The 25,183-nt window shown below is 65.5% G+C and carries 22 protein-coding genes; 8 read left to right on the forward strand and 14 right to left on the reverse strand.

The features are described from left to right. Window positions 1-38: 38 nt before the first annotated feature. The 3 genes from CK226_RS15255 to CK226_RS15265 form a co-directional block, all read right to left on the reverse strand. The gene (locus CK226_RS15255; RefSeq protein WP_095788998.1) at window positions 39-1,202 is read right to left on the reverse strand and encodes an ABC transporter substrate-binding protein; all 1,164 of its coding nucleotides are present in this window, start codon (window positions 1,200-1,202) and stop codon (window positions 39-41) included. A 70-nt stretch (window positions 1,203-1,272) separates the two neighbouring features. Further along, a complete protein-coding gene (locus CK226_RS15260) occupies window positions 1,273-2,115 on the reverse strand; it encodes an ABC transporter permease (RefSeq protein WP_095788999.1) in 843 nt (280 codons plus the stop codon). Continuing rightward, complete coding sequence (locus CK226_RS15265; RefSeq protein ID WP_095789000.1) at window positions 2,112-2,945, reverse strand: ABC transporter ATP-binding protein; 834 nt, start codon at window positions 2,943-2,945, stop codon at window positions 2,112-2,114. The genes CK226_RS15260 and CK226_RS15265 overlap by 4 nt, the downstream gene beginning before the upstream one ends. Before the next feature lie 305 nt (window positions 2,946-3,250). Here CK226_RS15265 and CK226_RS15270 point away from each other — a divergent pair, with 305 nt between their 5' ends. Further along, window positions 3,251-4,192 carry a MurR/RpiR family transcriptional regulator gene (locus tag CK226_RS15270; protein ID WP_095775663.1) on the forward strand — a complete coding sequence of 314 codons (942 nt, stop codon included), beginning with the start codon at window positions 3,251-3,253 and terminating at the stop codon, window positions 4,190-4,192. A gap of 104 nt (window positions 4,193-4,296) precedes the next feature. After that, window positions 4,297-6,087 carry an NAD(P)/FAD-dependent oxidoreductase gene (locus tag CK226_RS15275; protein WP_095792316.1) on the forward strand — a complete coding sequence of 597 codons (1,791 nt, stop codon included), beginning with the start codon at window positions 4,297-4,299 and terminating at the stop codon, window positions 6,085-6,087. A 243-nt stretch (window positions 6,088-6,330) separates the two neighbouring features. Here the strand turns inward: CK226_RS15275 and CK226_RS15280 are convergent, their stop codons facing one another. Continuing rightward, window positions 6,331-7,566 (reverse strand): amidohydrolase/deacetylase family metallohydrolase, encoded by a 1,236-nt coding sequence (locus CK226_RS15280; protein WP_095792317.1) that lies wholly within the window; start codon window positions 7,564-7,566, stop codon window positions 6,331-6,333. 154 nt (window positions 7,567-7,720) lie between these two features. Continuing rightward, window positions 7,721-8,086, reverse strand: a complete 366-nt coding sequence (locus tag CK226_RS15285; protein ID WP_095789051.1) for a RidA family protein — start codon at window positions 8,084-8,086, stop codon at window positions 7,721-7,723. Window positions 8,087-8,305: 219 nt separating this feature from the next. Between CK226_RS15285 and CK226_RS15290 the strand changes: the two genes are divergently transcribed. After that, the gene (locus CK226_RS15290) at window positions 8,306-8,791 is read left to right on the forward strand and encodes a hypothetical protein (protein WP_095792318.1); all 486 of its coding nucleotides are present in this window, start codon (window positions 8,306-8,308) and stop codon (window positions 8,789-8,791) included. Here CK226_RS15290 and CK226_RS15295 read toward each other — a convergent pair. Both CK226_RS15295 and CK226_RS15300 read right to left on the reverse strand, forming a co-directional pair. Next, on the reverse strand, window positions 8,788-9,831 hold the full coding sequence (locus CK226_RS15295; protein ID WP_245437756.1) for a peptidase C39 family protein: 1,044 nt from the start codon (window positions 9,829-9,831) through the stop codon (window positions 8,788-8,790). The genes CK226_RS15290 and CK226_RS15295 overlap by 4 nt on opposite strands. An 80-nt stretch (window positions 9,832-9,911) precedes the next feature. Then, a complete protein-coding gene (locus CK226_RS15300) occupies window positions 9,912-10,547 on the reverse strand; it encodes an isoprenylcysteine carboxylmethyltransferase family protein (RefSeq protein WP_095792320.1) in 636 nt (211 codons plus the stop codon). A 233-nt stretch (window positions 10,548-10,780) separates the two neighbouring features. Here CK226_RS15300 and CK226_RS15305 point away from each other — a divergent pair, with 233 nt between their 5' ends. The 3 genes from CK226_RS15305 (at window position 10,781) to CK226_RS15315 (ending at window position 13,713) form a co-directional block, all read left to right on the forward strand. Then, entirely contained in the window at window positions 10,781-11,572 is a 792-nt protein-coding gene (locus CK226_RS15305) for a hypothetical protein (protein WP_095792321.1), read from the forward strand. A gap of 90 nt (window positions 11,573-11,662) precedes the next feature. Continuing rightward, window positions 11,663-12,346: a winged helix-turn-helix domain-containing protein gene (locus CK226_RS15310; RefSeq protein ID WP_095792322.1), complete on the forward strand. Its 684-nt coding sequence runs from the start codon at window positions 11,663-11,665 to the stop codon at window positions 12,344-12,346. Next, a complete protein-coding gene (locus CK226_RS15315; protein WP_095792323.1) occupies window positions 12,343-13,713 on the forward strand; it encodes an ATP-binding protein in 1,371 nt (456 codons plus the stop codon). Before CK226_RS15310 ends, CK226_RS15315 begins: the two co-directional genes overlap by 4 nt. Before the next feature lie 463 nt (window positions 13,714-14,176). On the opposite strand, the gene CK226_RS15320 is transcribed toward CK226_RS15315, so the two are convergent. Then, on the reverse strand, window positions 14,177-14,605 hold the full coding sequence (locus CK226_RS15320) for an Lrp/AsnC family transcriptional regulator (RefSeq protein WP_095789010.1): 429 nt from the start codon (window positions 14,603-14,605) through the stop codon (window positions 14,177-14,179). Between the two features lie 126 nt (window positions 14,606-14,731). On the opposite strand from CK226_RS15320, the gene CK226_RS15325 reads away from it, so the two are divergent. Continuing rightward, window positions 14,732-15,835 (forward strand): saccharopine dehydrogenase family protein, encoded by a 1,104-nt coding sequence (locus CK226_RS15325; protein ID WP_095792324.1) that lies wholly within the window; start codon window positions 14,732-14,734, stop codon window positions 15,833-15,835. Between the two features lie 256 nt (window positions 15,836-16,091). Here the strand turns inward: CK226_RS15325 and lpdA are convergent, their stop codons facing one another. From lpdA to CK226_RS15345, 4 genes are all read right to left on the reverse strand, one after another. Further along, window positions 16,092-17,486, reverse strand: coding sequence for a dihydrolipoyl dehydrogenase (gene lpdA, locus CK226_RS15330; protein ID WP_095792523.1), 1,395 nt, complete (start codon window positions 17,484-17,486; stop codon window positions 16,092-16,094). 89 nt (window positions 17,487-17,575) lie between these two features. Further along, the gene (locus CK226_RS15335; protein ID WP_095792325.1) at window positions 17,576-18,907 is read right to left on the reverse strand and encodes a dihydrolipoamide acetyltransferase family protein; all 1,332 of its coding nucleotides are present in this window, start codon (window positions 18,905-18,907) and stop codon (window positions 17,576-17,578) included. A gap of 1 nt (window position 18,908) precedes the next feature. Then, window positions 18,909-19,922 (reverse strand): alpha-ketoacid dehydrogenase subunit beta, encoded by a 1,014-nt coding sequence (locus CK226_RS15340; RefSeq protein ID WP_095792326.1) that lies wholly within the window; start codon window positions 19,920-19,922, stop codon window positions 18,909-18,911. A 3-nt stretch (window positions 19,923-19,925) separates the two neighbouring features. Beyond that, window positions 19,926-21,158: a 3-methyl-2-oxobutanoate dehydrogenase (2-methylpropanoyl-transferring) subunit alpha gene (locus tag CK226_RS15345; RefSeq protein ID WP_095792327.1), complete on the reverse strand. Its 1,233-nt coding sequence runs from the start codon at window positions 21,156-21,158 to the stop codon at window positions 19,926-19,928. Between the two features lie 733 nt (window positions 21,159-21,891). On the opposite strand from CK226_RS15345, the gene holA reads away from it, so the two are divergent. Continuing rightward, on the forward strand, window positions 21,892-22,935 hold the full coding sequence (gene holA, locus CK226_RS15350) for a DNA polymerase III subunit delta (protein ID WP_095792328.1): 1,044 nt from the start codon (window positions 21,892-21,894) through the stop codon (window positions 22,933-22,935). A gap of 174 nt (window positions 22,936-23,109) precedes the next feature. Here the strand turns inward: holA and CK226_RS15355 are convergent, their stop codons facing one another. Then, on the reverse strand, window positions 23,110-23,739 hold the full coding sequence (locus tag CK226_RS15355) for a DUF1326 domain-containing protein (protein WP_179301059.1): 630 nt from the start codon (window positions 23,737-23,739) through the stop codon (window positions 23,110-23,112). Window positions 23,740-24,250: 511 nt separating this feature from the next. Then, entirely contained in the window at window positions 24,251-25,138 is an 888-nt protein-coding gene (locus tag CK226_RS15360) for a ParB/RepB/Spo0J family partition protein (protein ID WP_095792330.1), read from the reverse strand. Window positions 25,139-25,183: the final 45 nt, after the last annotated feature.

The following is a 25,183-nucleotide window of genomic DNA, read 5'->3' on the forward strand; positions in this document are numbered from 1 at the left end:
GCAACCCTGTCGCCGCCCGGTTCTGTCGCCGGCAGTCCCTACTTGACGGCCGAATCGAACAGATGCGCCTTGATCTTCTCGACATCGAGCGCGGCAAAGCCTTCCGACAATTTGACGCCGTCGGCATCGGCCTTGACCTTGGCCTTGTCGAAATCGTTGGCCGCCGGGATCAAGTCGTTGGTGCAGACATCCTCGGCCTTCACCGGATTGGTGATCTGGCCGATCTTGTGGATCTCGTCGAAGAAGCCCTGCCAGCTCGCCATGTCGTGCGAGCCCCAGCCGCCGCGCTTGTCCATGTCGCCGCGGAAGACGTTGATCTGCTGCAGGATCGAGGTGGTGCCGAGCTCCGGCCCGAGATTCTTGGCCAGCGTCGGGAACTGCTCGAACACCGCTTCGACCGCCGCGCGCGGATTCTGGTAGCCGAATTCGAGTCCCATCGCCCAGCCGCGCAGGTATTTTTCCAGGAAGGCCTTCTTGTCGGGGTCCTCAAGGTCGGCGCTGCGCACGACAAAAGTGTTGGCCGGCAGCTTGGAGTTTTTCACGCCGAGCCAGTATTCGAAGTCGAGGCCCTTGGCGATCCATTCGGCGCGCAGCCCCTCCCACGACAGGGCAGCATCTCCCTGGCCGCCGGCAAGCGCGGTGCCCCAGGTCGGCCAGCCGGCCTCGACATACTTTACTTTCTTGATGTCGACGCCTTGCGCGGCGAGCAGCGGATCGGTGATCGACTGCCAGGCGGCCGAGCCGAGCAGGATGGTCTTGCCTTCGAGCTTCTTCAGATCGTTCGATCCCTCGCCCTTGCGGAAGGCGATGCTGAACGTGTCGCGCGCGCCCATATGGAACACCGATTTCAGCTTCATGCCGTTCTGGATGGCGAAGGAGAACACGCCGGGCGAGGGGAAGCCCATATCGGCCTGGCCGACATCGACGAACTTGACCGTCGCCGTGCCGTCCGAGGGCCCCGGCTGCATGTCGGTGTCGAGCCCGTCGAAATAGCCGGCCTTCTTGGCTGCCCAATAGGGATAGTCGTCGAGCACTTCGAGCGTGCCGCGCGGCGAGATCCAGGTGAACTTGCCATAGGCCTCGGCCCTTGCCTTGAAACCGGTGGCGCCGAGCGCGGTTGCCGTCACCAAGCCGGCGCCGGTGACCTGCAGGAAATAGCGGCGGCTGATGCCCGGGTGGTTCGTCGAATGGTCTTTGGTCATGGCATTCCCCTTTTTGTTTGACGTCGGTCTGCCGCCCGCCTCCCGGGCGTCTTGCTTCAAATCCTTGTCTTCAAGCCTCCCAGCTCGCCCATTTCTTGCCGATGAGGAAGAACAGCACGTAGATCAGGATGCCGAGTGTCGACAGGATCAGCACCACGGCGAAGAATTGCGGCATCTGGATCATCGACGAATAGGTGGTCAGCCGGTTGCCGAGGCCGAAGCCGCCGCCGACCATCTCGGCGCCGACGGCGGTGAGCAGGCCGAAAATGGCGCCGATCATCAGCCCGACCAGGATCATCGGCAGCGCCATCGGCGCGCGGATCTTCCAGAAGATCTGCAAGGTGCTGGCGCCGTAGGAGCGGGCGAGCGCGATCTTGGCGCTGTCGACGCGGCGAAAGCCGGTGGCGGCATTGATCATCACCATCGGCCCGGCGGCCAGCGCCACCGCGATGATGCGCGGCGTGTAGCCGAAGCCGAAGCGCAGGATGAGCAGCGGCACCAGCGCCAGCATCGGCGTGGTGACCAGCAGCAATATGTAGGGCGCGACGATCTTTTCGGCGAAGGGGAACTGGGTGATGACGGCGGCCAGCACCAGCCCGACGACGGCGCCGATGGCAAAGCCGGAGACCAGCTCGACCAGCGTGTAGCCGAGATGCGGCGCGATCAGCGGGAACTCGTCGAACAGCGCATAGGCGATCGAGCTCGGCGGCGGCATGATGTAGAGCGGCACATGGAACAGCCGCAGCGCCAGTTCGATGCCGCCGATGATGACCACGGCGACGGCGATGATGGCCGCCACCTCCTTGCCCGACTTGACGCCGGGGCCGCTGGCGAACGCCGACAGATTGGTCAGGCTGACCTCCTGGCCATCGCCTGATTTGGATTTGGAGAATTCCGGGATGGCGTCACTCACGGCCGGATCCTCACGATCTCGGCGCTGGCGCGCTCCTGTTCCGGCGCCTTCGGCCTGGCGCGCTCGCCGACAATGTCCATCTTGATCCGGTTGGTGAGGTCGAAGACTTCCTTGGTCGCCATGATCTCCAGCGAGCGCGGCCGCGCGAACGGCACGCGATACTCCTTGGCGACCTTGCCCGGCCGGGCGCTCAGCACCACCACGCGGTCCGACAGAAAGATCGCTTCCTCGATGCTGTGGGTGATGAAGACGATGGTGGTCTTGGTGTCGAGCCAGATCTCCTCGACCAGCCGGTTCATCTCCTCGCGGGTGAAACTGTCGAGCGCGCCGAACGGCTCGTCCATCAACAGCACCGAGGGCTTCAGCGCCAGCGCCCGCACGATCGCCGCGCGCTGCTGCATGCCGCCCGAAAGCTCACGCGGGAACTTGCCGCCGAAGCCGTCGAGGCCGACGCGGTTCAGCAGATGCGCGATCCAGGCGCGGTCCGGCTTCTCGCCCTTGATCTCGAAGGGAAAGCGGATGTTGGCGTCGAGATTGCGCCAGGGCAAAAGGTTGGCTTCCTGGAAGACGATGCCGATATCGGGATGCGGGCCGGTGATCTTTACGCCGTCGAGCCGGATCTCGCCGCTGGTCAGGCGGTGCAGGCCCGACATCGACCACAAGAGCGTGGTCTTGCCGCAGCCGGACGGGCCGACGATCGAGACGATTTCATTGGCTCTGACATCGAGGCTGCAGCGGTCCAGCGCCAAGAGGTCGCCTGACGCCGTATGATAGATCTTGGTCGCTGCCTGCACGCCAAGCTTCGGCGTTGTTGTCTCGCCCGCGTTCATCCGCCCCTCGGAGATTGCGTGATGATCCAGTAGGTCATCTGCCAAAAATCAGTCTGTAACTATCCTACTTTGCTGTCAAGCGCTCGCGGTGGTAACCGTATCATGAAATTTCCGCTATTCGCCTAATATATTGTTTTTGCCCAGTTTTCTCGGCCTTGAAATTCGTGTTGCTTTCCTACATACTCTGAAAAGGAAACGCGAGCTTATCGCCAGGCACGCAACGGTTGCAGCGCGGCCGGGCGCATGGAACGACGGCGTGCAAACATGGTAAGAGTCAGGTCGAAACGCCAGGGAAGACCGACTTCATGACCGAAGCTGACAGCCAGCAAGAGCCTGTTGCAAGCCACGAGCCGGAGGGACGCGACATCAGGCGCATCCCCGACATCATCTCGCTGGTCAAGGATTCCTACGCGGAGTTGAGCCCGGCGGAGCGCCGCGTCGCCGATGTCGTGCTCGACGATGTCAAATACGCCGTCGACGCCTCCAATGCGGCGATTGCCGAACGCGCCGGCGTCAGCGAACCGACCGTGACCCGCTTCTGCCGCGCCATCGGCTGCGAGGGTGTGCGCGATTTCAAGCTGAAGCTGGCGCAAAGCCTCGTCGTCGGCGCGCTCTATCTGGCCAAGCCGCCGGCCATCAGCAACGACAATGGCATGCCGTTCTGGAACGCCGTCTTCGGCGAAGCGCGCCGGGCGCTGCAGGAGGCTGAACGCCAGCTCGATCCGGGCGAGCTGCAGAAGGCGGCGGAGCTCATCGCCAAGGCCCGCCAGGTCACCGTTTTCGGCCTCGGCGGCAGTTCCTCGGCGCTGGCGCAGGAGACGCAGTACCGGCTGTTTCGCTACGGCATCACCGTCAGCGCCCAGTGCGATCCCTATCTGATGCGCATGACCGCCTCGACGCTGAAGCCGGGCGACCTGGTGATCGCCATTTCGGCGACCGGGCGCACGCGCGAGGTGATCGAGGCCGTCGAGCTCGCCAAGCATTACCGCGCCAACGCCATCGCCGTGACCGCGCCCGACACCGATCTGGCCCGCGCCTGCGATGTCCGGCTTACGGTGGCGGTGCCCGAATATCCCGACACGCTGAAGCCGACCGCTTCGCGCTTCGCCTTCCTGGCGGCGATCGACCTCTTGGCCGTGGCCTGCGCCTACAAGCTCGACGGCTCGGCGCGCGAGACGGTGCGCCGCATCAAATACAACGCTCAGATCCACCGCACCGGCAAGGAGATGGAGCCGCTCGGAGACTAGCTCCCTTCTCCCCGTTCACGGGGAGAAGGTGCCGGCAGGCGGATGAGGGGCAGCGCCGGCTTCGACGTCCCATTCAGGTAAGGCACACGCAGGAAGAGGAACACATGCTGGAAATGGCACCGACGAAACAGGCAGCCGCATGGCTGGAATCCCTGGCGCAGGCGCTCGCAGCCGGCGATGCGACCGCGGCAAGCCATTTGTTCGTCGACGACTGCTACTGGCGCGATCTTCTGACCTTCACCTGGAACATCACGACCATGGAAGGCCGCGAGGCCATCACCGACATGCTCGAGGCGACGCTGGCGACGACCAAGCCCACCGCATGGCAGCTCGCCGGCGAGGCGACCTCGGACGAAGGCACCATCGAAGCCTGGTTCACCTTCGAGACCGCGGTGGCTTCCGGCCAAGGCATTGTGCGCCTGCGCGACGGCCGCTGCCGCACCCTGTTCACGGCGATGACCGACCTCAAGGGGTTCGAGGAGCGCAAGGGCTTGGCGCGGCCGCTCGGCGTGCGCCACAAGGCCGACCCCGAACGCGAGACCTGGTCGGAGGCGCGGGCGCGCGAGACGCGCGAACTCGGCGCCACCGAGCAGCCCTATTGCCTGGTCATCGGCGGCGGGCAGGGCGGCATCATGCTGGCCGCACGGCTGCGGCAGCTCGGTGTGCCGACCATCGTCATCGAGAAGAACGCCCGGCCCGGCGATTCCTGGCGCAACCGCTACCGCACGCTCGTGCTGCACGATCCGGTCTGGTACGACCATCTGCCCTACATTCCGTTCCCGGAAAACTGGCCGGTCTTCACGCCCAAGGACAAGATGGGCGACTGGCTGGAAATGTACACGCGCGTCATGGAGCTCAACTACTGGGTCGCCACCAAATGCCTCAGCGCCTCCTATGACGAGGCACGGAAGGAGTGGACCGTGGTGGTCGACCGTGTCGGCCGGCAGATCACGCTGAAACCGAAGCATGTCGTCTTCGCCACCGGCGCCTACGGCCCGCCGCGAAAGATCGACCTCCCCGGCGCCGCGGCGTTCAAGGGCGAGCTGCTCCATTCCAGCCAGTATGCCAGCGGCGACAAATTCCGCGGCAAAAAGGTCGCCGTCATCGGCGCCGCCAGCTCCGGCCATGACGTCTGCGTCGATCTCTGGGAAAGCGGCGCCGACGTCACCATGATCCAGCGCTCGCCGACCACCGTGGTCAAGTCGGACACGCTGATGGAGGTCGGCTTCGAGATCTTCTCGGAGGGCGCTCTGGCGCGCGGCATCACCACCGAAAAGGCCGACATGATCGTCGCCTCGACGCCCTTCGCGCTGGTGCCCAAGGGCCAGCGCGCGCTCTACGAGGTGATCAAGGCCCGCGACGCCACCTTCTACGAGCGCCTCAGCGCCTCCGGCTTCGCCATCGATTTCGGCGACGACGAGACCGGCCTCCTGATGAAGGCCTATCGCACCGGGTCCGGCTACTACATCGATGTCGGGGCCTCGGACCTGATCATCGACGGCAAGATCGGCATCCGCAGCGGCGTCGCCATCAAGGCGCTGACGCCGACAGGCATCCTGTTCGAGGATGGCAGCGAGCTCGAGGCCGACGCCATCGTCGCCTGCACCGGCTACCAGTCGATGAACGAGAATGTCGCCGCGCTCGTCTCGCGCGAAGTCGCCGACAAGGTCGGGCCCTGCTGGGGCCTCGGTTCCGGCGTCAAGGGCGACCCTGGCCCCTGGCAAGGCGAATTGCGCAACATGTGGAAGCCGACGGCGCAGGAAGCGCTGTGGTTCCACGGCGGCAATCTGGCGCTGTCGCGTTTTTACTCGAAATACGTGGCGCTGCAGATCAAGGCGCGCATGGAAGGCATTGCGACGCCGGTTTACGGCAAGCCGAGCAACGCCGGGCGGTGAGGCGAAAGCATGCTTCGGTGAGAGAGGTCGACCCCCACTCCGTCGAGCTTCGCTCGACACCTCTCCCCCGGTCGGCGGGGGAGAGGAAAGGCGCGAGCTTAACCGGGCTGGCTCCCTTCCTCTCCCTCCGGAGGGGGAGAGGTGGCGCTGCGAAGCAGCGACGGAGTGGGGGAAGCCATCGCCAACGCGCAGCCGCCACAGGACAGGCACAACCCTACCGGCCATCCCACGACGGGAGATCGGCTAATCGTGCCGGTGCCCGAAATGCCGGGCGGCAACCTCGACATGCGTATGCGCGACATGCGCCTCGAAACGCTCGGTCTCGCTGACATCGTTCACCGCCTCGTTCGGCCACCAGGTGCCGCCGATGACGATGCCTTGCGAGACCAGCCGCTGGTCGGCGACCAGCGAGGCGCCGACCGCGTCGACGAAGGTGAACCGGCCGGACAGCTGGCGAAGGATTGCGACATCGCCGACGGTGCCGACGGCCAGCGTGCCGAGGTCCGGCCTGGCGATCGCCCGCGCCGGCGCTTGCGTCGCGGCGCGCAGCACCTCGACCAGCGGCATGCCGAGCGCCATCAGCTTCGACATGCAGACCAGAATGTCGAAGGCCGGCCCGTCGACGCAGTAGAGATGCACGTCGCTCGAGATGACGTCCGGCGCCAGCCCCTCGGCCAGCATGGCGCGCGCCACGTCGAAATCGAACGAACCCATGCCATGGCCGAGATCGAAGATGACGCCGCGCTCGCGCGCCAGCCGCATGTCGGGCCGCACCGCGCCGGACGCGAAGACCGGCGCGTTGGGGAACGGCCGGAAGCAATGGGTGAGGATATCGCCGCGGCGCAGGCGCGGCAGCACTTCCGAGCGGCCGGGCGGCGGCTCGTCAATATGCGCCATCAGCGGCAGTCCGGCCTTGTCGGCCGCCTCGAGCGCCAGATCGACCGGCGCGATGCCGCTGGTGCCGCCGGCATGCTTGCCGGAGCGGACTTTCACGCCGACGACGACATCGGCGTGCTCGCGGGCGGCCGCGACCACCTCGCGCGGTTCGCAGAGCCGCAGATCGCTGCACTCGCCGACCGACACCGACTGCGAGAAGCCGAAGATGCCGGCGAATGAAATGTTGACATAGGCCAGGATGCGCGCCCTGGACCGCTCCATGACATGGCGGCGGAAACCGAGGAAGTTGCCGGCGCCCGCGCTGCCGGCATCGATGAAGGTGGTGGTGCCGCTTTTGGCGGCGAGCCGGTCGGCGTCGACGCCGAGCGAGGTGCCGCCCCAATAGACGTGGCTGTGCAGGTCGACCAGGCCGGGCGCGACGATGCAGCCGGCCGCGTCGATCACCTCATTGGCGCGATCCGCCGGGATATCGGCGTCGACCGCCGCGACCCGCCCATTGGCGATGGCGACATCGCGCGGCGCATCGATGCCGGACGCCGGATCGATGAGCCGTCCGCCCTTCAGCAGGAGGTCGAATTGCATGAGGGGAACCTCCGGTTCGTTGCTTTGCCTTCTCAGAGACCGTTTCGAAATTCGCTCTGGCGAGTCAAATGATGATGGTTTCGCGAACCGGAGCGGAGCGGACATTTGGGTCCGCCGCTGGATGGCCGCCGGAGCAGAATTTCCAAACGGTCTCTTAGACGGGCCTGTAGGCGACCGCCTCGACCTCGATCTTGATGTCGATCATCAGCCGCGATTCGACCGTGGTGCGGGCCGGCGGATTCTTCGGGAAGTGCCTGGCGTAGACCGCGTTGAAGGCGCCGAAATCGCGCGCGTCTTCCAACCAGACGGTGGTCTTCACCACGTCGTCCAGCGTGCAACCGGCCAGGGCCAGCGCCGCCTTCACATTGGCGAGCACCTGCTCGGTCTGTTCGGTGATGCCGCCTTTGACCGCGATGCCGTCGCTGCCGACCGGAACCTGGCCCGAGACATAGACGAAGTCGCCGGCCCGCACGGCGGGCGACAGCGGCACATGGGATGTTCCAAAAGTCTGCTTGGGCAAGGGATCGCCTCCTCTGATGACGCGGCAGGGCACCAGGGTGGCGCCCACGTCCACGCAGATTTACCGCGATCGGGGCGGTCCCGATAGGGCCCTTGTTGGAAAGCAACATTCTTCGAAATCCGTGTTGCTTTATTACAGAAGCGCTTGCATCGTGCGGACCGGCGGGCGGCCTGCGCGCCGCCACGAGCACATGCCTGCGCCAGACCGGAGAAACCGAGAATGACCTTCGACAAGAACCCGTTTCCTTCAGGCGATGCCGACCGCCATGCGTTGTGGGAGATGCTGGTGCGGCGCGACATCGACGCCTTCATCGGCCAGGACTGGTCCATGGTCGAGCACGATTTCATCGCCGAAAGCTTCTTCGGCATGCATGCGCATTTCCTCGCCAATGCCGATGCCTGGCGGCTGCAGTTCCCGCGGCTGGAGATCTATCGCGACGAGTGGCTGCGCCAGGCCGGGGAGACGGCGGCGACCAAATTCGCCGAGCCGCTGCGCGAAGCGCTGTTTCGCGTCACCAATCTGCGCGACATCGACGTCGGCGGCGACCGCGCCGTGCTGCACAAGAAGTTCGACGGTTCCGTCGCCAAGGCGGATGGCAGCGTCGACCGGCTGAAATGGCAGACGCTGTATTTCTGCCGCAAGGTCGAAGGCAGCTGGAAGATCGCCGGCTTCGTCGGCTACATGCCGTATCCGCTGGGGACCTAGCGCTTCCGGGTGGCTGGACCCGGCCCAACAAGAACGGCGGCGCGATAGGCCGGGTTGCCGTACCAGGCCATCCGGTCGAGCTCCGCCGCCCGAACCGGAAGGTCGACGACATCCATCTTCTGTTCGAGCCGGTCTGGCTCGATCCAGGGATCGTTGAGGAAATAGACGCCGTCGCCATGGCCATGGACGAGCACCCAATGCGGGCAGGTGTGGCCCATCATCGGTGCCTGGTCGATCAGCACCAGCGCCGACAAGCCGCGATCGAGCGCCTGGCCGATTTCTTCGAGGGCAAAGGCGCGCGTCTCGACCGGCAATGACGCGGCTTCGGCCTCGCGCTTGAAACCGGCCTGCACGAAGCGCATCAGCCCGCGCCTTTCCTCCGAACTGGCCCGGTCGAGGAAGACCGGTTCGGCGCTGCTCATGAATATTTCGACCCGCAGGCCGCGCCGGCGCGCCGCCAGCGCCAGGCCGTAGGGGTCGCAGCCGCCCGGACCGCTCGGACCGATGATGGTGGTGGCCTCGCGCCACAGTTCGACCTCCAGCGCCCGGTCCGGCAACAAGGCCGGAGCGATCCCGCCCATCGCCATGGCCAGCGCCGACGGCCCGCACGTAAAACCCGCCGTCTGCGGCCAGGATGGCGGAACCTGCCCCTGCCGGCGGGTCGGTTCGTTGCCGATCCAGCGTTGCAGGAACCCGTCGCGGCGCTGCCACTGGCCGCCGATGCGCTGCACCATATCCTCGTCGGCACGCAGGCAGAGCACGTCTTGTGCGAGCGCCTCCTTCTCCAGCGCCTCCAGCAGGCGCGGGCCGTCACTCGCGATGAAGTTCGGAGCAGACCAGAACAGGGCGATGCGCACCATTGCTGCCGCCGGCCGGCGCTGGCCGACCACGATCGCCTCCGGGCGGCCCTCGCTGTAGTGCGCCACGCCGGTGACCCCGGCGATCTCCCGCAGCGCCGCCAGGCGATCGCCGGCCTCGGCCGGCACCGCCGCGATCAGGTCTGCCCAGACGGCCGCGTGTCCGGCCGTGAAGACCGTCATACTGGCCCCTTCGCCTTCAGCCGATACCACAGGCTCCTCGAAGTGCTGCATGACCCGTAAATTAGCCGGACAATGGCCGATCAGTACAGCGTGACGAAGGCCGGGAACAGCAGGCCCGTCTGCCGCAAATACTCGATCAGCTCGATGGCCGGGAAGATGGCGAGGAAATAGAGCCCGTCATGGAAGGTGCGCTTGAGTGCGCGCGTCGAGAACTGCAACTGGTCGTCGTCGTGGTAGAGCAGCGGGTTCGGCCAGAAGCGCGGCGTCGTCTTGATATAGGCGGCATAGGCCTGGCCGAACTTGCCCAGGAGATATTCGGCTTCCTTGCGCGCCGTGACGCGGAAGATGAGGAAGCTGGCCACGCCAAGCGCGGCTGCCGCCACCAGCGAACCGTAGGCCAGACCGATGCCGACTGCGCCCACCGTCGAAAAGAAATAGAGCGGGTTCTGGCTCATCGAGAACGGCCCCGTCGAAACCAGCTCCTCGTTCTTCTTGCCGCCGACATAGAGGATGCTCCACAGCCTGCCGGCAACACAGGCGAGCACCAGGCAGAAGCCCAGGAATTCGAGCGTTTCGTGACCGTTCGAGCCCTCGGCGAGCGCCGGCTTGGTGAGAAACAGCAGCAGCACCGCCAGCACCGCCGCCACGCGCACGAAGACCAGCCGCTTTCGCTGCACGAAGGCCTGTGAAACAGGCTTGAGGGACGCATAGGTCATTCGTGTCTTCCTGGGCCACGGATTACGGGTTCAGCCACTGGGGCGCGCCATTGATGGCGGATACAAGGCCGTTGCTTCTATCAGCGCAGCACGCGGCTTTCGTAAAGGCCTTTTGCGCCAATCACGGCCATCCTTACGAATTTGTATGCCCCGGGACAGGCTGCAGTGAAGTCGCTTGCCTATCGTGGAGATGCCGGATCGCTTCCATCCGGTCGCAACCTCGGGACTTGGCCATGCTCTCTCCCAACAAAACCACCGGACCGAGCCAGAACAGGGTTCCGGAGGTCACGCTCGACTTCTGGCTGATCAAGCTGATGGCGGTCACCATGGGCGAAACGGCCGCCGATTATCTCGCCGTCAATCTCGGGCTCGGGCTGGCCGTCACCTCGCTGATCATGACCGGCATGCTGATCGTCGCCCTTGTCCTGCAGTTCGCGCAGAGGCGCTACATACCTTGGGCCTACTGGCTGGCGGTGGTCCTGATCAGCGTCGTCGGCACGCTGATCACGGACAACCTCGTCGACAGTTTCGGCGTGCGCCTGCAGACGACGACGATCGCCTTCTCGGTTGCGCTCGCGGCGACCTTCGCGGTCTGGCAAGCCAGCGAGCGGACGCTGTCGATCCACACCATCTCCACCACGAGGCGCGAGATCTTCTACTGGCTGGCGATCCTGCTCACCTTCTCGCTCGGCACCGCCGCCGGCGATCTCGTCGCCGAAAGTTTCGACATGGGCTATCTCACGTCGGGCCTCGTGTTCGGCGGCCTCATCGCGCTGATCGCGCTTGCCTATCATCTCATCCACCTCGACGCCATCCTCGCCTTCTGGCTGGCCTATATACTGACGCGCCCGCTCGGCGCCTCCTTCGGCGATCTTCTGTCGCAGCCGGCCGAACAGGGCGGCCTCGGCTTCGGCACCACCTTCACCAGCCTGATCTTTCTGGGCTGCATCGCAGCACTGGTTCTGTACATGACGCTGAAGAAAACCGCCGACGATGCCGACGAGATCCTGCTGGAACAGGATTAGGCTTCGGCGTTTGGCGGTCCGTGCCATCCTAGGAACGGGGTCTTGCCGGTGATAGCCTGTGCCCGATATCGGCGATCAACCGGAACAGCGATGCGACTTCTTCTTGTCGAGGACGACCACAAGACGGCGGACTATATCGTCAGGGGACTGACCGAGGCCGGGCATGTCTGCGACCTCCTGCGCAACGGCCATGACGCGCTTTTCGCCGCCACCAGCGGCAACTATGACGTGATCGTCGCCGACCGCATGATCCCAGGCCTGGACGGCCTGTCGATGATCAAAGCGGTGCGTGCGGCCGGCGTGCGCACGCCGGCGATCTTCCTCACCTCCATCGGCGGCATCGACGACCGCGTCGAGGGCCTGGAGGCCGGCGGCGACGACTATCTGGTCAAGCCCTTCGCCTTTTCCGAGCTGCTTGCCCGCATCAATGCGCTCGGACGCAGGCCGGCGGCGCAGGAGCAGAAGACGATGCTGCGGGTCGGCGACCTCGAGATGGACCTCATCATGCGGCGCGTCACGCGCCAGGGCCAGCCGATCGACCTGCAGCCGCGCGAATTCAGCCTGCTGGAGGTGCTGATGCGCGGCGAGGGCCGCGTGATCACCCGCACCATGCTTCTGGAGCGTGTCTGGGACTTTCATTTCGATCCCAAGACCAGTGTTGTCGAGACCCATATCAGCCGGCTGCGGGCCAAGGTCGACAAGCCGTTCGAGGCCCAGCTCATCCACACCATCCGCAACACCGGCTACAGCCTGCACGCGCCGCTTGCGCCATGACCGGAAGCTGGTCTCGCCTGCTGCGCAGCACGCCGTTCCGGCTCGCCCTCACGTTCGCCTTCCTGTTCATGTTGGCCTTCATCCTGTCGGGCGCCATCGTCTACCAGATGATGAGCGCCGATCTGGCCGAGCAACTCGACGACACCATTAAGGAAACCTACGCCGTCATCGCCGCGAGCCATGCCGACAATGATCCCAAGGAACTGGTCGAGACCGTCGAGAGCCACTCGACGCGCAGCCCGAAGAAGGAGCAGCTGTTTTCGCTGACCGACGCTGCCGGCAACCGGCTGGCCGGCAACTTCACCGCCGCGGGGCTTCCCGACGGCTTTTCGATGTTCGGCGCCGAAATGCCCGGCCTGCCCCAGGGTGCTCAGTACCGCGCCTATTCGGGTGCGGTCGGCAACAACACCCTGACGGTCGCCATCAGCCTGTCCGAGACGGAGGAACTGGAGACGATCATGCTGATGAGCTTCGGCTGGGCGACCCTGATCGTCACCGGGCTGGCGGTCGCCGGCGGCGCCCTGCTTGCCTCGCGTGTCCAGCGCCGCCTCGACGGCATCGCCGCCACCATGGTCGATGTCTCGCATGGCCGGCTGGATACCCGCATTCCGCTGACCGGCAATGGCGACGACATCGACGTCGTCTCGGACCAGGTCAATGCGGCGCTCGACCGCCTGTCGGCGCTGGTCGACGGCATGAGGCAGGTCAGCGCCAACATCGCGCACGACCTGAAGACGCCGCTCAACCGGCTGCAGATGATCCTCGACAGTGCGTCGGAAAAGAACCTGTCGGGCCAGAAAGTCGGCAGTGAACTGGCCGAGGCGCATGCCGAGAGCCTGCAGATCAACGAGACGTTCGACGCGCTGCTGCGCATTGCGCAGATCGAGGCCGGCGCGCGCAAGGCGCGGTTCACCGATGTCAACCTCGGCGAGATCCTGCAAACCATCGCCGAGATCTACACCGAGGTGGCCGAGGATGACGGCAAGTCGTTGTCGTCGGTCGAGCTGCATCGGGCCGCCGGCCGCATCCATGGCGATCCGGAACTGCTGACGCAGATGTTCGCCAATCTGGTCGAGAACGCGCTGCGCCATTGCCCGCCCGGCACGACGATCAAGCTGTCGGTGGCGCGCGACGGCGACCATGTCCTGGCCGCAGTCGCCGACAATGGACCCGGCATTCCCCCGGACGAACGCGAAAAGGTCTTCCAGCGGCTCTACCGGCTGGATCACAGCCGCTCGACGCCGGGCAGCGGCCTTGGGCTGAGCCTCGTCAGGGCCATCGCCGATCTGCACGGCGCATCGATTGCGCTTGAGGATTGCGCGCCTGGCCTCAGCGTGGTGGTGAGCTTTCCGCTGGCGACGGATTAGCCGACAAATGACCGGTGCCGGCCAACACCAGCTCGGGTTCCTCGCCCTCGTAAAGGGGGGAGAGATGGCCTACGCCACGCACACATCTTCTGTGACTGGCATGACTGATCGGCCCGAGGCTTGATTGCCACGTGGTTCCCCCAATCCGTCGCTGCTTCGCAGCGCCACCTTTCCCCCCTCCGGAGGGAAAGGAAGGGAGCTTTGCTGGACAAGCGTTGACGGCAAAAAGCTTGGCGCCTTTCCTCTACCCCGTCGATCGGGGGGTCCGAAGGACGGGCGAGACCCGAGGCTCGCCCCGGCAGTGGCTCGGCGAAGCCGAGACGGAGTGGGGGTCGACCAGCGCAGCATAAGACAATGCATGCGCCAAGCTGCCCTGCACGCTATCGCCAAAGACCAGCCGCTTGGAAATGTGTGCCGTAGCGCCTCTGGCGGGGGCGAGGAACCCAAGCCTTGAGAGGCCCACTCACCGATCAATCCTCGTCGACAAAATAATCGACGACGAGGTCCGCTCGACACCGTCCATGGCGCCGATCTGGTCGAGCAGCGCGTCGAGGTCGCGGATCGACGGCGCGTCGACGATGACGATCATGTCGAAATTGCCGCTCACCGAATGCAGCGTCCTGACCGGCGCCAGCGCCTGCAGCGCGCGCACCACCTTGTCGGCGAGCTTGGGCGTCACGGTGAGCAGAACATGCGCCCGCACCAATCCCTGCTCATAGTCCGGTGAAAGCTTGACGCCGTAGCCTGATATGATGCCGCGCTGTTCCAGCCGCTCGATCCGGCTCTGCACCGTCGTGCGCGACACGCCGAGCCGCCGCGCCAGTTCGGCGGTCGAGGCGCGTGCGTTGGAACGCAGCAGGGAAAGCAGCGCCTGTTCGGCTTCACTGAGCATTTCGACGATCTCCTTCGGCGGATCGACTAAAGATAGGGTACACTCTGCCAGATTTCACACTTCCTTTCGACAGGCAAGCTGCGATGATTCCCAGCAAGTAATCAAAACTGGCAGGGGTATTGGACCATGAACAACATCGTTATCGTCGGCGCCGGCAAGATCGGCTCGACCATCGCCGGAATGCTCGCCGCGACCGGCGACTACCACGTCACCCTCGTCGACCGCTCGGCGGCGCAGCTCGCCGCGGCCGAAGTCCCCGCCGGCGTCGAGACGCTCGAACTCGATATCGCCGCGGCCGGCGCGCTGGAAGCCGCGCTCGCCGGCAAGTTCGCGGTGCTGAGCGCCGCCCCCTTCCATCTCACCACGCGCATCGCCGAGGCGGCGGCAAGTGCGGGCGTGCATTATCTTGACCTCACCGAGGATGTCGTCTCGACCCGCCGCGTCAAGGAACTGGCGCGTTCGGGCAAGAGCGCCTTCATCCCGCAATGCGGCCTGGCGCCGGGCTTCATCTCGATCGTCGCCAATGATCTGGCCAGCCGCTTCGACACGCTGGAAAGCGTGCGCATGCGCGTCGGCGCGCTGCCGCAATACCCGTCCAATGCGCTGAACTACAACCTGACCTGGAGCACCGACGGCGTCATCAACGAATATTGCGAGCCCTGCGAGGCGATCGTCGAGGGCGAGCTGATCGAAGTGCCGCCGCTCGAAGAGCGCGAGGAATTCTCGCTCGACGGCGTCACCTACGAGGCGTTCAACACGTCGGGCGGGCTCGGCACCTTGGCCGAGACGCTGAAGGGCAAGGTGCGCACGCTGAACTACCGCACCATCCGCTATCCCGGCCACGCCGCCATCATGAAGGCGCTGCTCAACGATCTCGGCCTGCGCCACCGCCGCGACGTGCTGAAGGACATTTTTGAAAGCGCGCTGCCGGCGACGCTGCAGGACGTCGTCATCGTCTTCGTCACCGTCTCCGGTCGCCGCAACGGCCGCCTGCTGCAGGAAACCTACGCCAACAAGATCTATTCGCAGCGCGTCGGCACCCAGCTGCGCAGCGCCATCCAGATCACCACCGCGTCCGGCATCTGTGCCGTGCTCGACATGCTGGCCGACGGCAGCCTGCCGGCGACCGGCTTCGTCAAGCAGGAAGACATCGCGCTGGATGCTTTTCTGGCCAACCGCTTCGGCCGGGCCTATGCCCAGCATGAGATGGTGAGCCGGCTGGCGGGGTGAGGAGCCTGGATAGGTTCGCGCCTTTCCTCTCTCCCGTCGATCAGGGGAGAGGTGTCGAGCGAAGCTCGACGGAGTGGGGGTCGACCCGGCTTGGTCGTTGTGATTTCAAGTCCGGCCGATGATTAGTTCTGACTGAAGCCGCGCGGTGACTTACCAGCGGCGGCGCGATTGACGAGCGGCTTCCCCCACTCCGTCGCTGCTTCGCAGCGCCACCTCTCCCCCCTCCGGAGGGAGAGGAACAAGGAAGAACCGCCCCTCAGATATGCAGCGCGTGCCCGAGCGCCTTGAGCGCCGCTTCCTGGAACCCCTCGCCTTGCGTCGGATGCGCATGGATGGTGCCGGCGATGTCCTCCAGCCGCGACCCCATCTCCAGCGCCAGGCCGAACGCCGCCGCCAGTTCCGACACGCCCTGCCCGACCGCCTGGATGCCGAGCACCAGATGGTTGTCGGCGCGGGCTACGACGCGGACGAAACCATCCTCGCCGAGCTTCGTCATCGCCCGTCCGTTGGCGGCGAACGGGAACAGCCCGACCTTGATCTCGCCCTGGGCCTTGGCTTCCTCGGGCGACAGCCCGACAGTGACCAGCTCCGGAACGGTGAAGCACACCGCGGGGATCGCGCGCTTGTCCCAGCTGCGCTTGTGGCCGGCGACGATCTCGGCGACCATTTCGCCCTGCGCCATCGCCCGGTGCGCCAGCATCGGCTCGCCGGTGACGTCGCCGATGGCGAAGATGCCGCGCATCGAGGTGCGGCACTGATCGTCGATCCGGATGAATTTGCCTGACCTATCGAGGTCGATCTGGTCGAGGCCCCAGCCTTCGGTCACCGGCTTGCGGCCGACCGTCACCAGGATCTTGTCGGCGGAAACTTTTGCATTCTTGCCGTCCGCCGTTTCGACCAGCAGCGCATCGCCCTTGGTCGACAGCCCCTTGGCCTTGGCCCCGGCCATGACTTCGATGCCAAGCGCCGCGAGCCGCTTCACGACAGGCCGGGTCAGCTCGGCGTCATATTGAGCCAGCACGCGCGGCAAGGCCTCGACCACGGTCACGTCGGCACCCAGCTTTGCGAAGGCCATGCCAAGCTCCAGCCCGATATAGCCGCCGCCGACCACCGCTAGCTTCTTGGGCACCGCACTCAACGCCAGCGCGTCCGTCGACGATATTACGGACCCGCCAAAGGGAAGGAACGGCAGCTCGACCGGCGCCGAGCCGGTGGCGATGACGATCGTCTCAGCCCGGATCACCTGGCTTCCCGTCTCGGTCTCGACCTCGACGGTCTTGCCGTCGCGGAACGTCGCCCAGCCATGCACGGTCTTCACCCCGGCCTTCTTCAGCAGGCCGGCGACGCCGCTGTTGAGCCGGCTGACGATGCCGTCCTTCCAGGCAACGGTTTTGCCAAGATCGAGCACGGGCGCCGATAGCGAAATGCCGAGCGGGCTCTTGCCGCCGGCCATGTGCGAGACCTTGTCGAACTCCTCCGCCGCATGGATCAGCGCCTTGGACGGAATGCAGCCGACATTGAGGCAGGTGCCGCCGGGCTTGCCAACCTCGACGATGACCGTATCGACGCCGAGCTGGCCGGCACGGATGGCGCAGACATAACCGCCCGGACCGGCGCCGATGACCAGCAGCTTGCAGGAGATTTCTTTCATCATCGCATCCTAAGTGGTTGTCGCGCTGGATCGGAAATAACAGTCTGTCGAGATCCTTCTGTCCCGCGGCATCTCAATTGTCCCGCCCCTCAATCCACAAAGATCAGCGCCGGCGTTTCCAGCAGCGTCTTGATGCGCTGCACGAACACCGCGGCATCCCAGCCGTCGATGACCCGGTGGTCGAAGCTGGACGACAGGTTCATCATCTTGCGCGGGATGAACTGCGTGCCGTCCCACATCGGCCGCACCATCATCTTGTTGACGCCGATGATGGCCACTTCCGGATGGTTGATGACCGGCGTCGTCGCGATGCCGCCCATGGCGCCGAGCGAAGTGATGGTGATGGTCGAGCCGGACAGCTCGTCGCGCGTCGCCGTGCCGGACTTGGCCGCCTCGGCCAGCCTGTTGACCTCGGCGCCGCAATCCCAGATGTCGCGCGCCTCGGCATGCTTGACGACAGGCACCACCAGCCCGGACGGCGTCTGTGCGGCGATGCCGATATGGACGCCGCCATGCTGGTGGATGATGCCGGCCTCGTCGTCGAACAGCGAATTCAGCTGGGGCTGGTCCGCGATCGCCTTGACCATCGCCCGCATCAGGAACGGCAGCAGCGTCAGCTTCGGCCTCTCTCCAGCGCCCTTGGCCGCGCGCTTTTCCTTGTTGAGCGCGGCGCGCAAGTCCTCGAGCGCCGTGACGTCGATCTCTTCGACATAGGTGATGTGCGGGATGCGCGACTTGGACAGCGTCATCTTCTCGGCGATCTTGCGCCGCAAGCCCACCACCTTGATATCCTCGACCGAATCGTTGCGCGCCAGGCCCGATGCCTTGGCGACCTGCGGCCCGCGCGCCAGGAACGCCTCGATGTCGTCATGGCCGATGCAGCCGGCCGGGCCGCTTCCCGCGACCTGCCTCAGATCGATGCCCGCCTCCTTCGCGCGCAGCCGCACCGCCGGCGATGCCAAAGGCTTTTCACCCTCCGGGCGCGGCGCGCCGGAGACGGACCTCTGCCCGGTGTTTTTCGCAACGGCCGGAGCAGGTCTCGCCTCCGGGGCGTCGGCCTTTGGCGAGGCCTTCGCGATCGGCGCGGCGGTCTCCGGCTTCGGCGTTGGAAGCTTCGCCGGCGGCTCGGCGGCCACCGCCTCGGCCTTGGCATCGCCCTGCGGCTTTGCATTGCCCTCGCCCGCCACCTTCAGCCGCACAATAGGGGAGCCGATCGCCACGGTGTCGCCGATCTCGGCGCCCAGCCACAGGATCTCGCCATCGACGGGCGACGGGATCTCGACCGTCGCCTTGTCGGTCATGACGGCGGCCAGCACGGTGTCCTCGCGCACCATGTCGCCGACCTTGACGTGCCATTCGACGAGTTCGGCCTCGGCGACGCCTTCGCCGACATCGGGCAGCTTGATGATGTGCTCGCCCATGTCAGGCCTCCATGGTTTCGATGAGCGCGCGGCCGACCCTGGCGGGACCAGGGAAATAGTCCCATTCCTGCGCGTGCGGATAGGGCGTGTCCCAGCCGGCGACCCGCGCCACCGGCGCCTCCAGATGGTAGAAGCAGGTCTCTTGAACCAGTGCCGACAGTTCGGCGCCGAAGCCGGAGGTCAGCGTCGCCTCATGCACGATGACGCAGCGCCCGGTCTTCTTCACCGAAGCGACGATGGCGTCGAGGTCGAGCGGCAAGAGCGTCCTCAGGTCGATGATCTCGGCATCGATGCCGGTCTCTTCGGCCGCGGCCTGCGCCACATAGACCATGGTGCCGTAGGCGAGCACCGTGAGCGCCGAGCCCGCCCTGCGGATCACCGCCTTGCCGAGCGGAACGGTGTAGTGCCCGTCGGCGACCTCGCCGAGCTCATGCTTCGACCAGGGCGTCACCGGCCGGTCGTGATGGCCATCGAAGGGGCCGTTGTAGAGCCGCTTCGGCTCGAGGAAGATCACCGGATCGGGATCCTCGATCGCCGCGATCAGCAGCCCCTTGGCATCATGCGGATTGGAGGGCACCACCGTCTTCAGCCCGGACACATGCGTGAACAGGGCTTCCGGGGACTGGCTGTGCGTCTGGCCGCCGAAAATGCCGCCGCCGGTCGGCATGCGGACCACGATCGGGCAGGTGAAATCGCCGTTCGAACGGTAGCGCAGCCGTGCCGCTTCCTGGGTCAGCTGGTCGTAGGCCGGATACATGTAGTCGGCAAACTGAATTTCCACGCACGGCTTCAGCCCGTAGGCGGCCATGCCGATGGCCGAGCCGACAATGCCGGATTCGTTGATCGGCGCGTCGAAGCAGCGGCTCTTGCCGTATTTGGCCTGCAGGCCTTGCGTGCAGCGGAAGACGCCGCCGAAGAAGCCGACATCCTCGCCGAACACGACGACGCGTTCGTCGCGCTCCATCGACACGTCCATGGCGTCGCGAATGGCCTCGATCATGGTCCGTCTTGGCATGGCTCAGACTCCCGCCTGCTGGCGCTGGCGCCGCAGATGCGGCGGCATCTCGGCATAGAGGCCCTCGAACATGTCGCGCGTCGACGGCTTGCCGCCGGCATGCAGCGTGCCGTGGCTTTCCGCCTCCTTCTGCGCCGCGATCACCGTGTCGAGGATTTCCGCCTCGGCCTGCGCGTGCCGCTCGTCCGACCAGACGCCGAGCCCGATCAGATGGTTCTTCAGCCGCACGATCGGATCGCCGAGCGGCCAGGCGTCGGATTCGGTCTTCGGCCGGTAGGCCGAAGGATCGTCCGAGCTCGAATGGGCGCCGGCGCGGTAGGTGACATATTCGACCAGCGTCGGTCCAAGGTTCTTGCGCGCGCGCTCGGCCGCCCATTTGGCCACCGCATGGACGGCGAGATAGTCGTTGCCGTCGACCCGCAGCGACGGGATGCCGAAGCCGAGACCGCGCGCCGCGAAGGTGCCGGAGCCGCCGCGCGCTATGCCTTGGAAGGTCGAGATCGCCCACTGGTTGTTGACGACATTGAGCACGACCGGCGCCTTGTAGGTGGAGGCGAACACCAGCGCCGAGTGGAAATCGGATTCCGCCGTCGAACCGTCGCCGATCCAGGCCGCCGCGATCTTCGAATCGTTCGAGATGGCTGAAGCCATCGCCCAGCCGACCGCCTGTATGTACTGCGTCGCCAGATTGCCGGAGATCGAGAAGAAGCCGTGCTCCTTCGACGAATACATGATCGGCAGCTGCCGGCCCTTCAGCGGGTCGGCCTCGTTGGAATAGATCTGGTTCATCATCGTGACCATCGGATAGCCGTCGGCGATGAGCAGGCCGGCCTGCCGATAGGTCGGAAAGTTCATGTCGCCCGGCGCGAGTGCCTTGCGGAAGGCGCAGCTCACCGCCTCTTCGCCCAGATGCTGCATGTAGAAGGAGGTCTTGCCCTGGCGCTGCGCCATCTGCATGCGCGCATCGAAGGTCCTGAGCGTCATCATGTGGCGCAGGCCTTCCAGCAGCTCCTCATTGGAGAGCAGCCCGGCCCACGGGCCGACGGCTTTGCCATCGCGGTTCAGCACGCGGATGATGGAGAAGGCCATGTCGCGGATGGTGCGCGGATCGACATCGATGTCGGGGCGCGGCACCGAGCCGGCGGCTGCGATGGTCACGTTGGAGAAATCAGGCGTGCCGCCCGGCCGCACTTCCGGCTCCGGAACGTGGAAACGCAACATCCCAGCATCGGCCATGACCTTCGTCCTCCAATGTTGCCTGGCGCCGATATTTGCACATCCGCGCGTCCAGTGCGAATTCGCCGAAGGTCGTCGGACCGGCCGCGCCGGCCGATCCAGCCTCCCTGCGCCAAGATGAAGATATGTCCGCGAAATTTCTTGTCGATGTTTCACGGCGGCGCGCAATTTGGCGCAAGCTTGGGCCGGGCTTGTCGTCAGATAAGGCGATTGGCGCCGCGCCTTTCCTCTCCCCCGTCGATCGGGGGAGAGGTGTCGAGCGAAGCTCGACGGAGTGGGGGTCGACCTGACTCACCCGTCGTTACTTCAAGCCGGACAATGCCCTCCGCCCTTATCGAGGCCCTGTGATGAATTGTCAGCGGCGGTGCATTCGAGGACCGCCTTCCCCCACTCCGTCGCTGCTTCGCAGCGCCACCTCTCCCCCCTCCGGAGGGAGAGGAAGGGCGTCGAGCTCGACGAAACCGCGCCTTGTCCTGCCGACAGGTGGGCAACAGTTTGAACCGGATACATGGGTGACAGTTCTCTCCCTACGTGTCCGCCGCCGCGCCAAGCGGTTTGGTGGGCGCCAAGCTTGCCGAACTCGCGCCTTTCCTCTCCCCCGTCGATCGGGGGAGAGGTGGCTCGGCGAAGCCGAGACGGAGTGGGCGTCGATCTTTGCTTCCAAATCCGCGTTTCTCCCCTCCCGTCTATCGAAGTCGTTCACCTCGCCCTCGTGCCATGCTAACCACCCCCCATGGCACAGAAGAAAGCTTTCGAGGTCGATTCCTGGCTCGCGCGGCCTGACGCGCGCATCTCCATCGTCCTGCTTTACGGTCCCGATCGCGGCCTCGTCTCCGAGCGTGCAAAGGCCTTTGCCGAAAAAACCGGCCTGCCGCTCGACGATCCCTTTTCCGTGGTCCGGCTCGAGGGCTCGGAGGTCGACCGCGACCAGGGCCGGCTGCTCGACGAGGCCCGCACCGTGCCGATGTTCTCCGACCGCCGGCTGCTCTGGGTGCGCAATGCCACCGGCCAGAAGGCGCTGGCCGACGACGTCAAGGCGCTGACGGCGGAGCCCGCGCGCGACGCCATCATCCTCATCGAGGCCGGCGATCTCAAAAAGGGCGTCGGCCTGCGCGCCGTGGTCGAAGGTGCCGACAACGCCATGGCGCTGCCTTGCTACGCCGACGAGGCGCGCGACATCGACACGGTCATCGACGACGAATTGCGCAAGGCCGGCATGTCGATGACGCTGGAGGCCAGACAGGCACTGCGCCGCAATCTCGGCGGCGACAGGCTGGCTTCGCGCGGCGAGATCGAAAAGCTCATCCTCTTCGCCCATGGCCAGAAGGAGATCGGCCTGGAGGACATCAGGGCGATGTCAGGCGACGTGTCAGGCGCCTCGTTCGACGACGCCGTCGACGCGCTGCTCGAAGGCAAGATCGGCGACTTCGACACCGCCTTCACCCGCCACTGCCAGTCAGGCGGCCCGCCCTTCCTGGTGCTGTCCTCGGCGATGCGCCAGTTGCAGCAGATTCAAATCATGCGCGGCCAGATGGACTCTGGCGGACGCAATGCCGCCTCGGTCGTCGCCGGCGCCCGCCCGCCGGTTTTCTTTTCGCGGCGCAAGCTGGTGGAGAAGGCGCTGGAGCGCTGGAGCAGCGAGGCGCTGAGCCGCGCACTGACCCGGCTGCAGACCGCGGTGCTGCAGACCCGCAAACGGCCCGATCTGTCCGAGGCACTGGCGCGCCAGGCGCTGCTCGGCATTGCCGTGGAAAGCGCCAGGCTGGGGCAGCGTTAGAGCAATTCCAGGAAGAGTGTGAGCGGTTTTCCCGGGAAAAGCGCGTAGCACCTTCCCTTGGCAAGTGCGTCAAAACAAAGAGTCGACCCTCGCCTTTTCGGCGCCGGGCGCTGCCTCCATCGGTCAATTCACTATCATGGCGCCCGCCGGTTGGAAGGTCGGCGGCGCCTGCGGCTACTGACCGGACCAATTGATCGGGGCGTAATGTCCGTTTTGGCCGGAATTGTCCCAGCTCATGCCATGGTCGCCGAACGTGCTGCCTTCCGATCCCATCGCCATGCCGAGCCAGTCGGGATTGACGGGATGGCCGGTGGCCGCCCACATCTGCCCGTCCTCGCGCATCGTCGGCAGCGGTTCGACCGCCATCTGCATGACGCCGGCAATCGCCGCCGACCGCTTGTTGCCGTCTATCCGGTAGTCTATCGGCACCTTCTTGGCGCCGAGGTTCGTGCCGATCATGGGTGCCAACACCGCCATCGGGCCGCCCGCGGCGCCAGTGAAGATGGCACCCAGCGCCTCTGTCTGCCTGTCATCGGCCCGTTCGTCGATATAGGCGGCGGCCGTCCAATTGCCGTCTGCCATCGGACCCGGCGTGTGAGCGACCATCGCGACACTGAGCCCGTCCAGTCGAACGTCGCCGTAATTGCCCGTATCGATGTGAAAGACCAGGCCGACGTCGCAAACGCCTTTCGTCGGCCTCGATGTCAGCTGCGCCTTGGTGGACAGCAGGCAAGGACACACGACATCGCAGCTGCAATTTTCGAAGTAACTTCCGGACAATTGCCAACGGACTGCCACTTGCACCTCCCATGCGTCAGGCGCGTCGGCATATCATTCTGGCGAGGCGATGCCATTTCACGGCTATTGCAGGAATGGCGAATGGCCCTCGCCGCGGCCGGCACGCTAGGGCAATTAATTTAAGCCATATCTAATATTAATTGCGCCGTTGCCTGGCACTGTCAAGCCGCGGGCACGAGGGCTGGCGATTGGCGAAATCGGCAACGCTGCAATCTCCCCCCTCGAGGGGGGAGATGCCCGGTAGGGCAGAGGGGGGCGCCGTAGAGCGCTGCCTCGGCCAGCTTCGACTGGCCGAGAGACTTACCTGAAGCTGCATCACTATCCATTGAGATGTCGGCGGGCCAGCGCCCCCCTCTGGCTTGCCAGCCATCTCCCCCACAAGGGGGAGATCGGCCAATCGCCTACCGCCGCCGCCAGCATCGCCCCCCATCAGCTCGTGTCGCCAGCCCTGGCAAAACGAAAGGGCTGACCCAACAGCCAGCCCCCTTTTTTCCGCTTGATGTCATTCGCCGGCTAACTACCGCTCCTGCTTCAATCTCCGGCACAGCTCGTCCAGTTGCTCCAGCGAGCGGTAGGACACCCGCAGCTCGCCGCCCTTGCCCTTGTGATCGATGGCCACGATCATGCCGAGCGTGTCGGTCATCAGCTTTTCCAGGGCCAGCGTGTCGGTATCCTTTTCCGGCGCGGCTTGCGGCTGCTTCGGCTTGGCCGGCGTGGGGCCGGCCGGCATCTGCGCCAGCGCTTCGGCCTGGCGCACGGAAAGCCCTTCCTCGACGATGCGCTTGGCAAGGCTGGCCGGATCTTCCGCCGTCACCAGCGTGCGGGCATGGCCGGCCGACAGCGCGCCGTCGACCAGCATGTCGCGGATGACATCCGGCAGCTTCAGCAGCCGGAGCGTGTTGGCGACATGGCTGCGGCTCTTGCCGATGACATTGCCGAGATCGGCCTGGGTGTAGCCGTGCTCGTCGATCAGCTGCTGGTAGCCCAGCGCTTCCTCGACGGCGTTGAGATCGGTGCGCTGGACGTTCTCGATGATCGCCAGCTCGAGCGCGGTGCGGTCGTTGACCTCGCGGATGATGACCGGGATCTCGGTCAGCCCGGCCCGCTGCGCCGCCCGCCAGCGCCGCTCGCCGGCGATGATCTCGTAGCGGCCCGCCTGCGTCGACGACGGCCGCGCCACCACCGGCTGCACCACGCCATGTTCGCGGATCGACTGGGCGAGGTCGGTCAGTTCGGCGTCGCCAAAGTGCCGGCGCGGATTCTTCGGGTTGGGGCTGAGAAACTCGATCGGCACCTTGCCGTCGGCGCTCATCCCGGGCTTTTCCGGAGCCGCCGGGCGATCGATCTCGCCGATCAGTGCCGCCAGTCCCCGGCCCAGTCTTTTCCTCGAAAGGTCTTCGCTCATGTCTATTCCAGGTCTATTTGGGATAATCGTCTTGAGATCGTTTCG

This window comes from Mesorhizobium sp. WSM4311 (assembly GCF_002295115.1).
In the GTDB taxonomy this organism is placed as follows: Bacteria; Pseudomonadota; Alphaproteobacteria; order Rhizobiales; family Rhizobiaceae; genus Mesorhizobium.

Bases quoted from the DNA above. Each gene is read 5' to 3' on its own strand.
- CK226_RS15270 (WP_095775663.1), top strand. From the start codon at position 3,251: ATGACCGAAGCTGACAGCCAGCAAGAGCCTGTTGCAAGCCACGAGCCG.
- CK226_RS15320 (WP_095789010.1), bottom strand. From the start codon at position 14,605: ATGCTCAGTGAAGCCGAACAGGCGCTGCTTTCCCTGCTGCGTTCCAAC.
- lpdA (WP_095792523.1), bottom strand. From the start codon at position 17,486: ATGAAAGAAATCTCCTGCAAGCTGCTGGTCATCGGCGCCGGTCCGGGC.
- CK226_RS15280 (WP_095792317.1), bottom strand. From the start codon at position 7,566: ATGCAATTCGACCTCCTGCTGAAGGGCGGACGGCTCATCGATCCGGCG.
- CK226_RS15360 (WP_095792330.1), bottom strand. From the start codon at position 25,138: ATGAGCGAAGACCTTTCGAGGAAAAGACTGGGCCGGGGACTGGCGGCA.
- CK226_RS15275 (WP_095792316.1), top strand. From the start codon at position 4,297: ATGCTGGAAATGGCACCGACGAAACAGGCAGCCGCATGGCTGGAATCC.
- CK226_RS15340 (WP_095792326.1), bottom strand. From the start codon at position 19,922: ATGCCAAGACGGACCATGATCGAGGCCATTCGCGACGCCATGGACGTG.
- CK226_RS15290 (WP_095792318.1), top strand. From the start codon at position 8,306: ATGACCTTCGACAAGAACCCGTTTCCTTCAGGCGATGCCGACCGCCAT.
- CK226_RS15255 (WP_095788998.1), bottom strand. From the start codon at position 1,202: ATGACCAAAGACCATTCGACGAACCACCCGGGCATCAGCCGCCGCTAT.
- CK226_RS15315 (WP_095792323.1), top strand. From the start codon at position 12,343: ATGACCGGAAGCTGGTCTCGCCTGCTGCGCAGCACGCCGTTCCGGCTC.
- CK226_RS15335 (WP_095792325.1), bottom strand. From the start codon at position 18,907: ATGGGCGAGCACATCATCAAGCTGCCCGATGTCGGCGAAGGCGTCGCC.
- CK226_RS15345 (WP_095792327.1), bottom strand. From the start codon at position 21,158: ATGGCCGATGCTGGGATGTTGCGTTTCCACGTTCCGGAGCCGGAAGTG.
- CK226_RS15310 (WP_095792322.1), top strand. From the start codon at position 11,663: ATGCGACTTCTTCTTGTCGAGGACGACCACAAGACGGCGGACTATATC.
- CK226_RS15295 (WP_245437756.1), bottom strand. From the start codon at position 9,831: ATGACGGTCTTCACGGCCGGACACGCGGCCGTCTGGGCAGACCTGATC.
- CK226_RS15265 (WP_095789000.1), bottom strand. From the start codon at position 2,945: ATGAACGCGGGCGAGACAACAACGCCGAAGCTTGGCGTGCAGGCAGCG.
- holA (WP_095792328.1), top strand. From the start codon at position 21,892: ATGGCACAGAAGAAAGCTTTCGAGGTCGATTCCTGGCTCGCGCGGCCT.
- CK226_RS15325 (WP_095792324.1), top strand. From the start codon at position 14,732: ATGAACAACATCGTTATCGTCGGCGCCGGCAAGATCGGCTCGACCATC.
- CK226_RS15305 (WP_095792321.1), top strand. From the start codon at position 10,781: ATGCTCTCTCCCAACAAAACCACCGGACCGAGCCAGAACAGGGTTCCG.
- CK226_RS15300 (WP_095792320.1), bottom strand. From the start codon at position 10,547: ATGACCTATGCGTCCCTCAAGCCTGTTTCACAGGCCTTCGTGCAGCGA.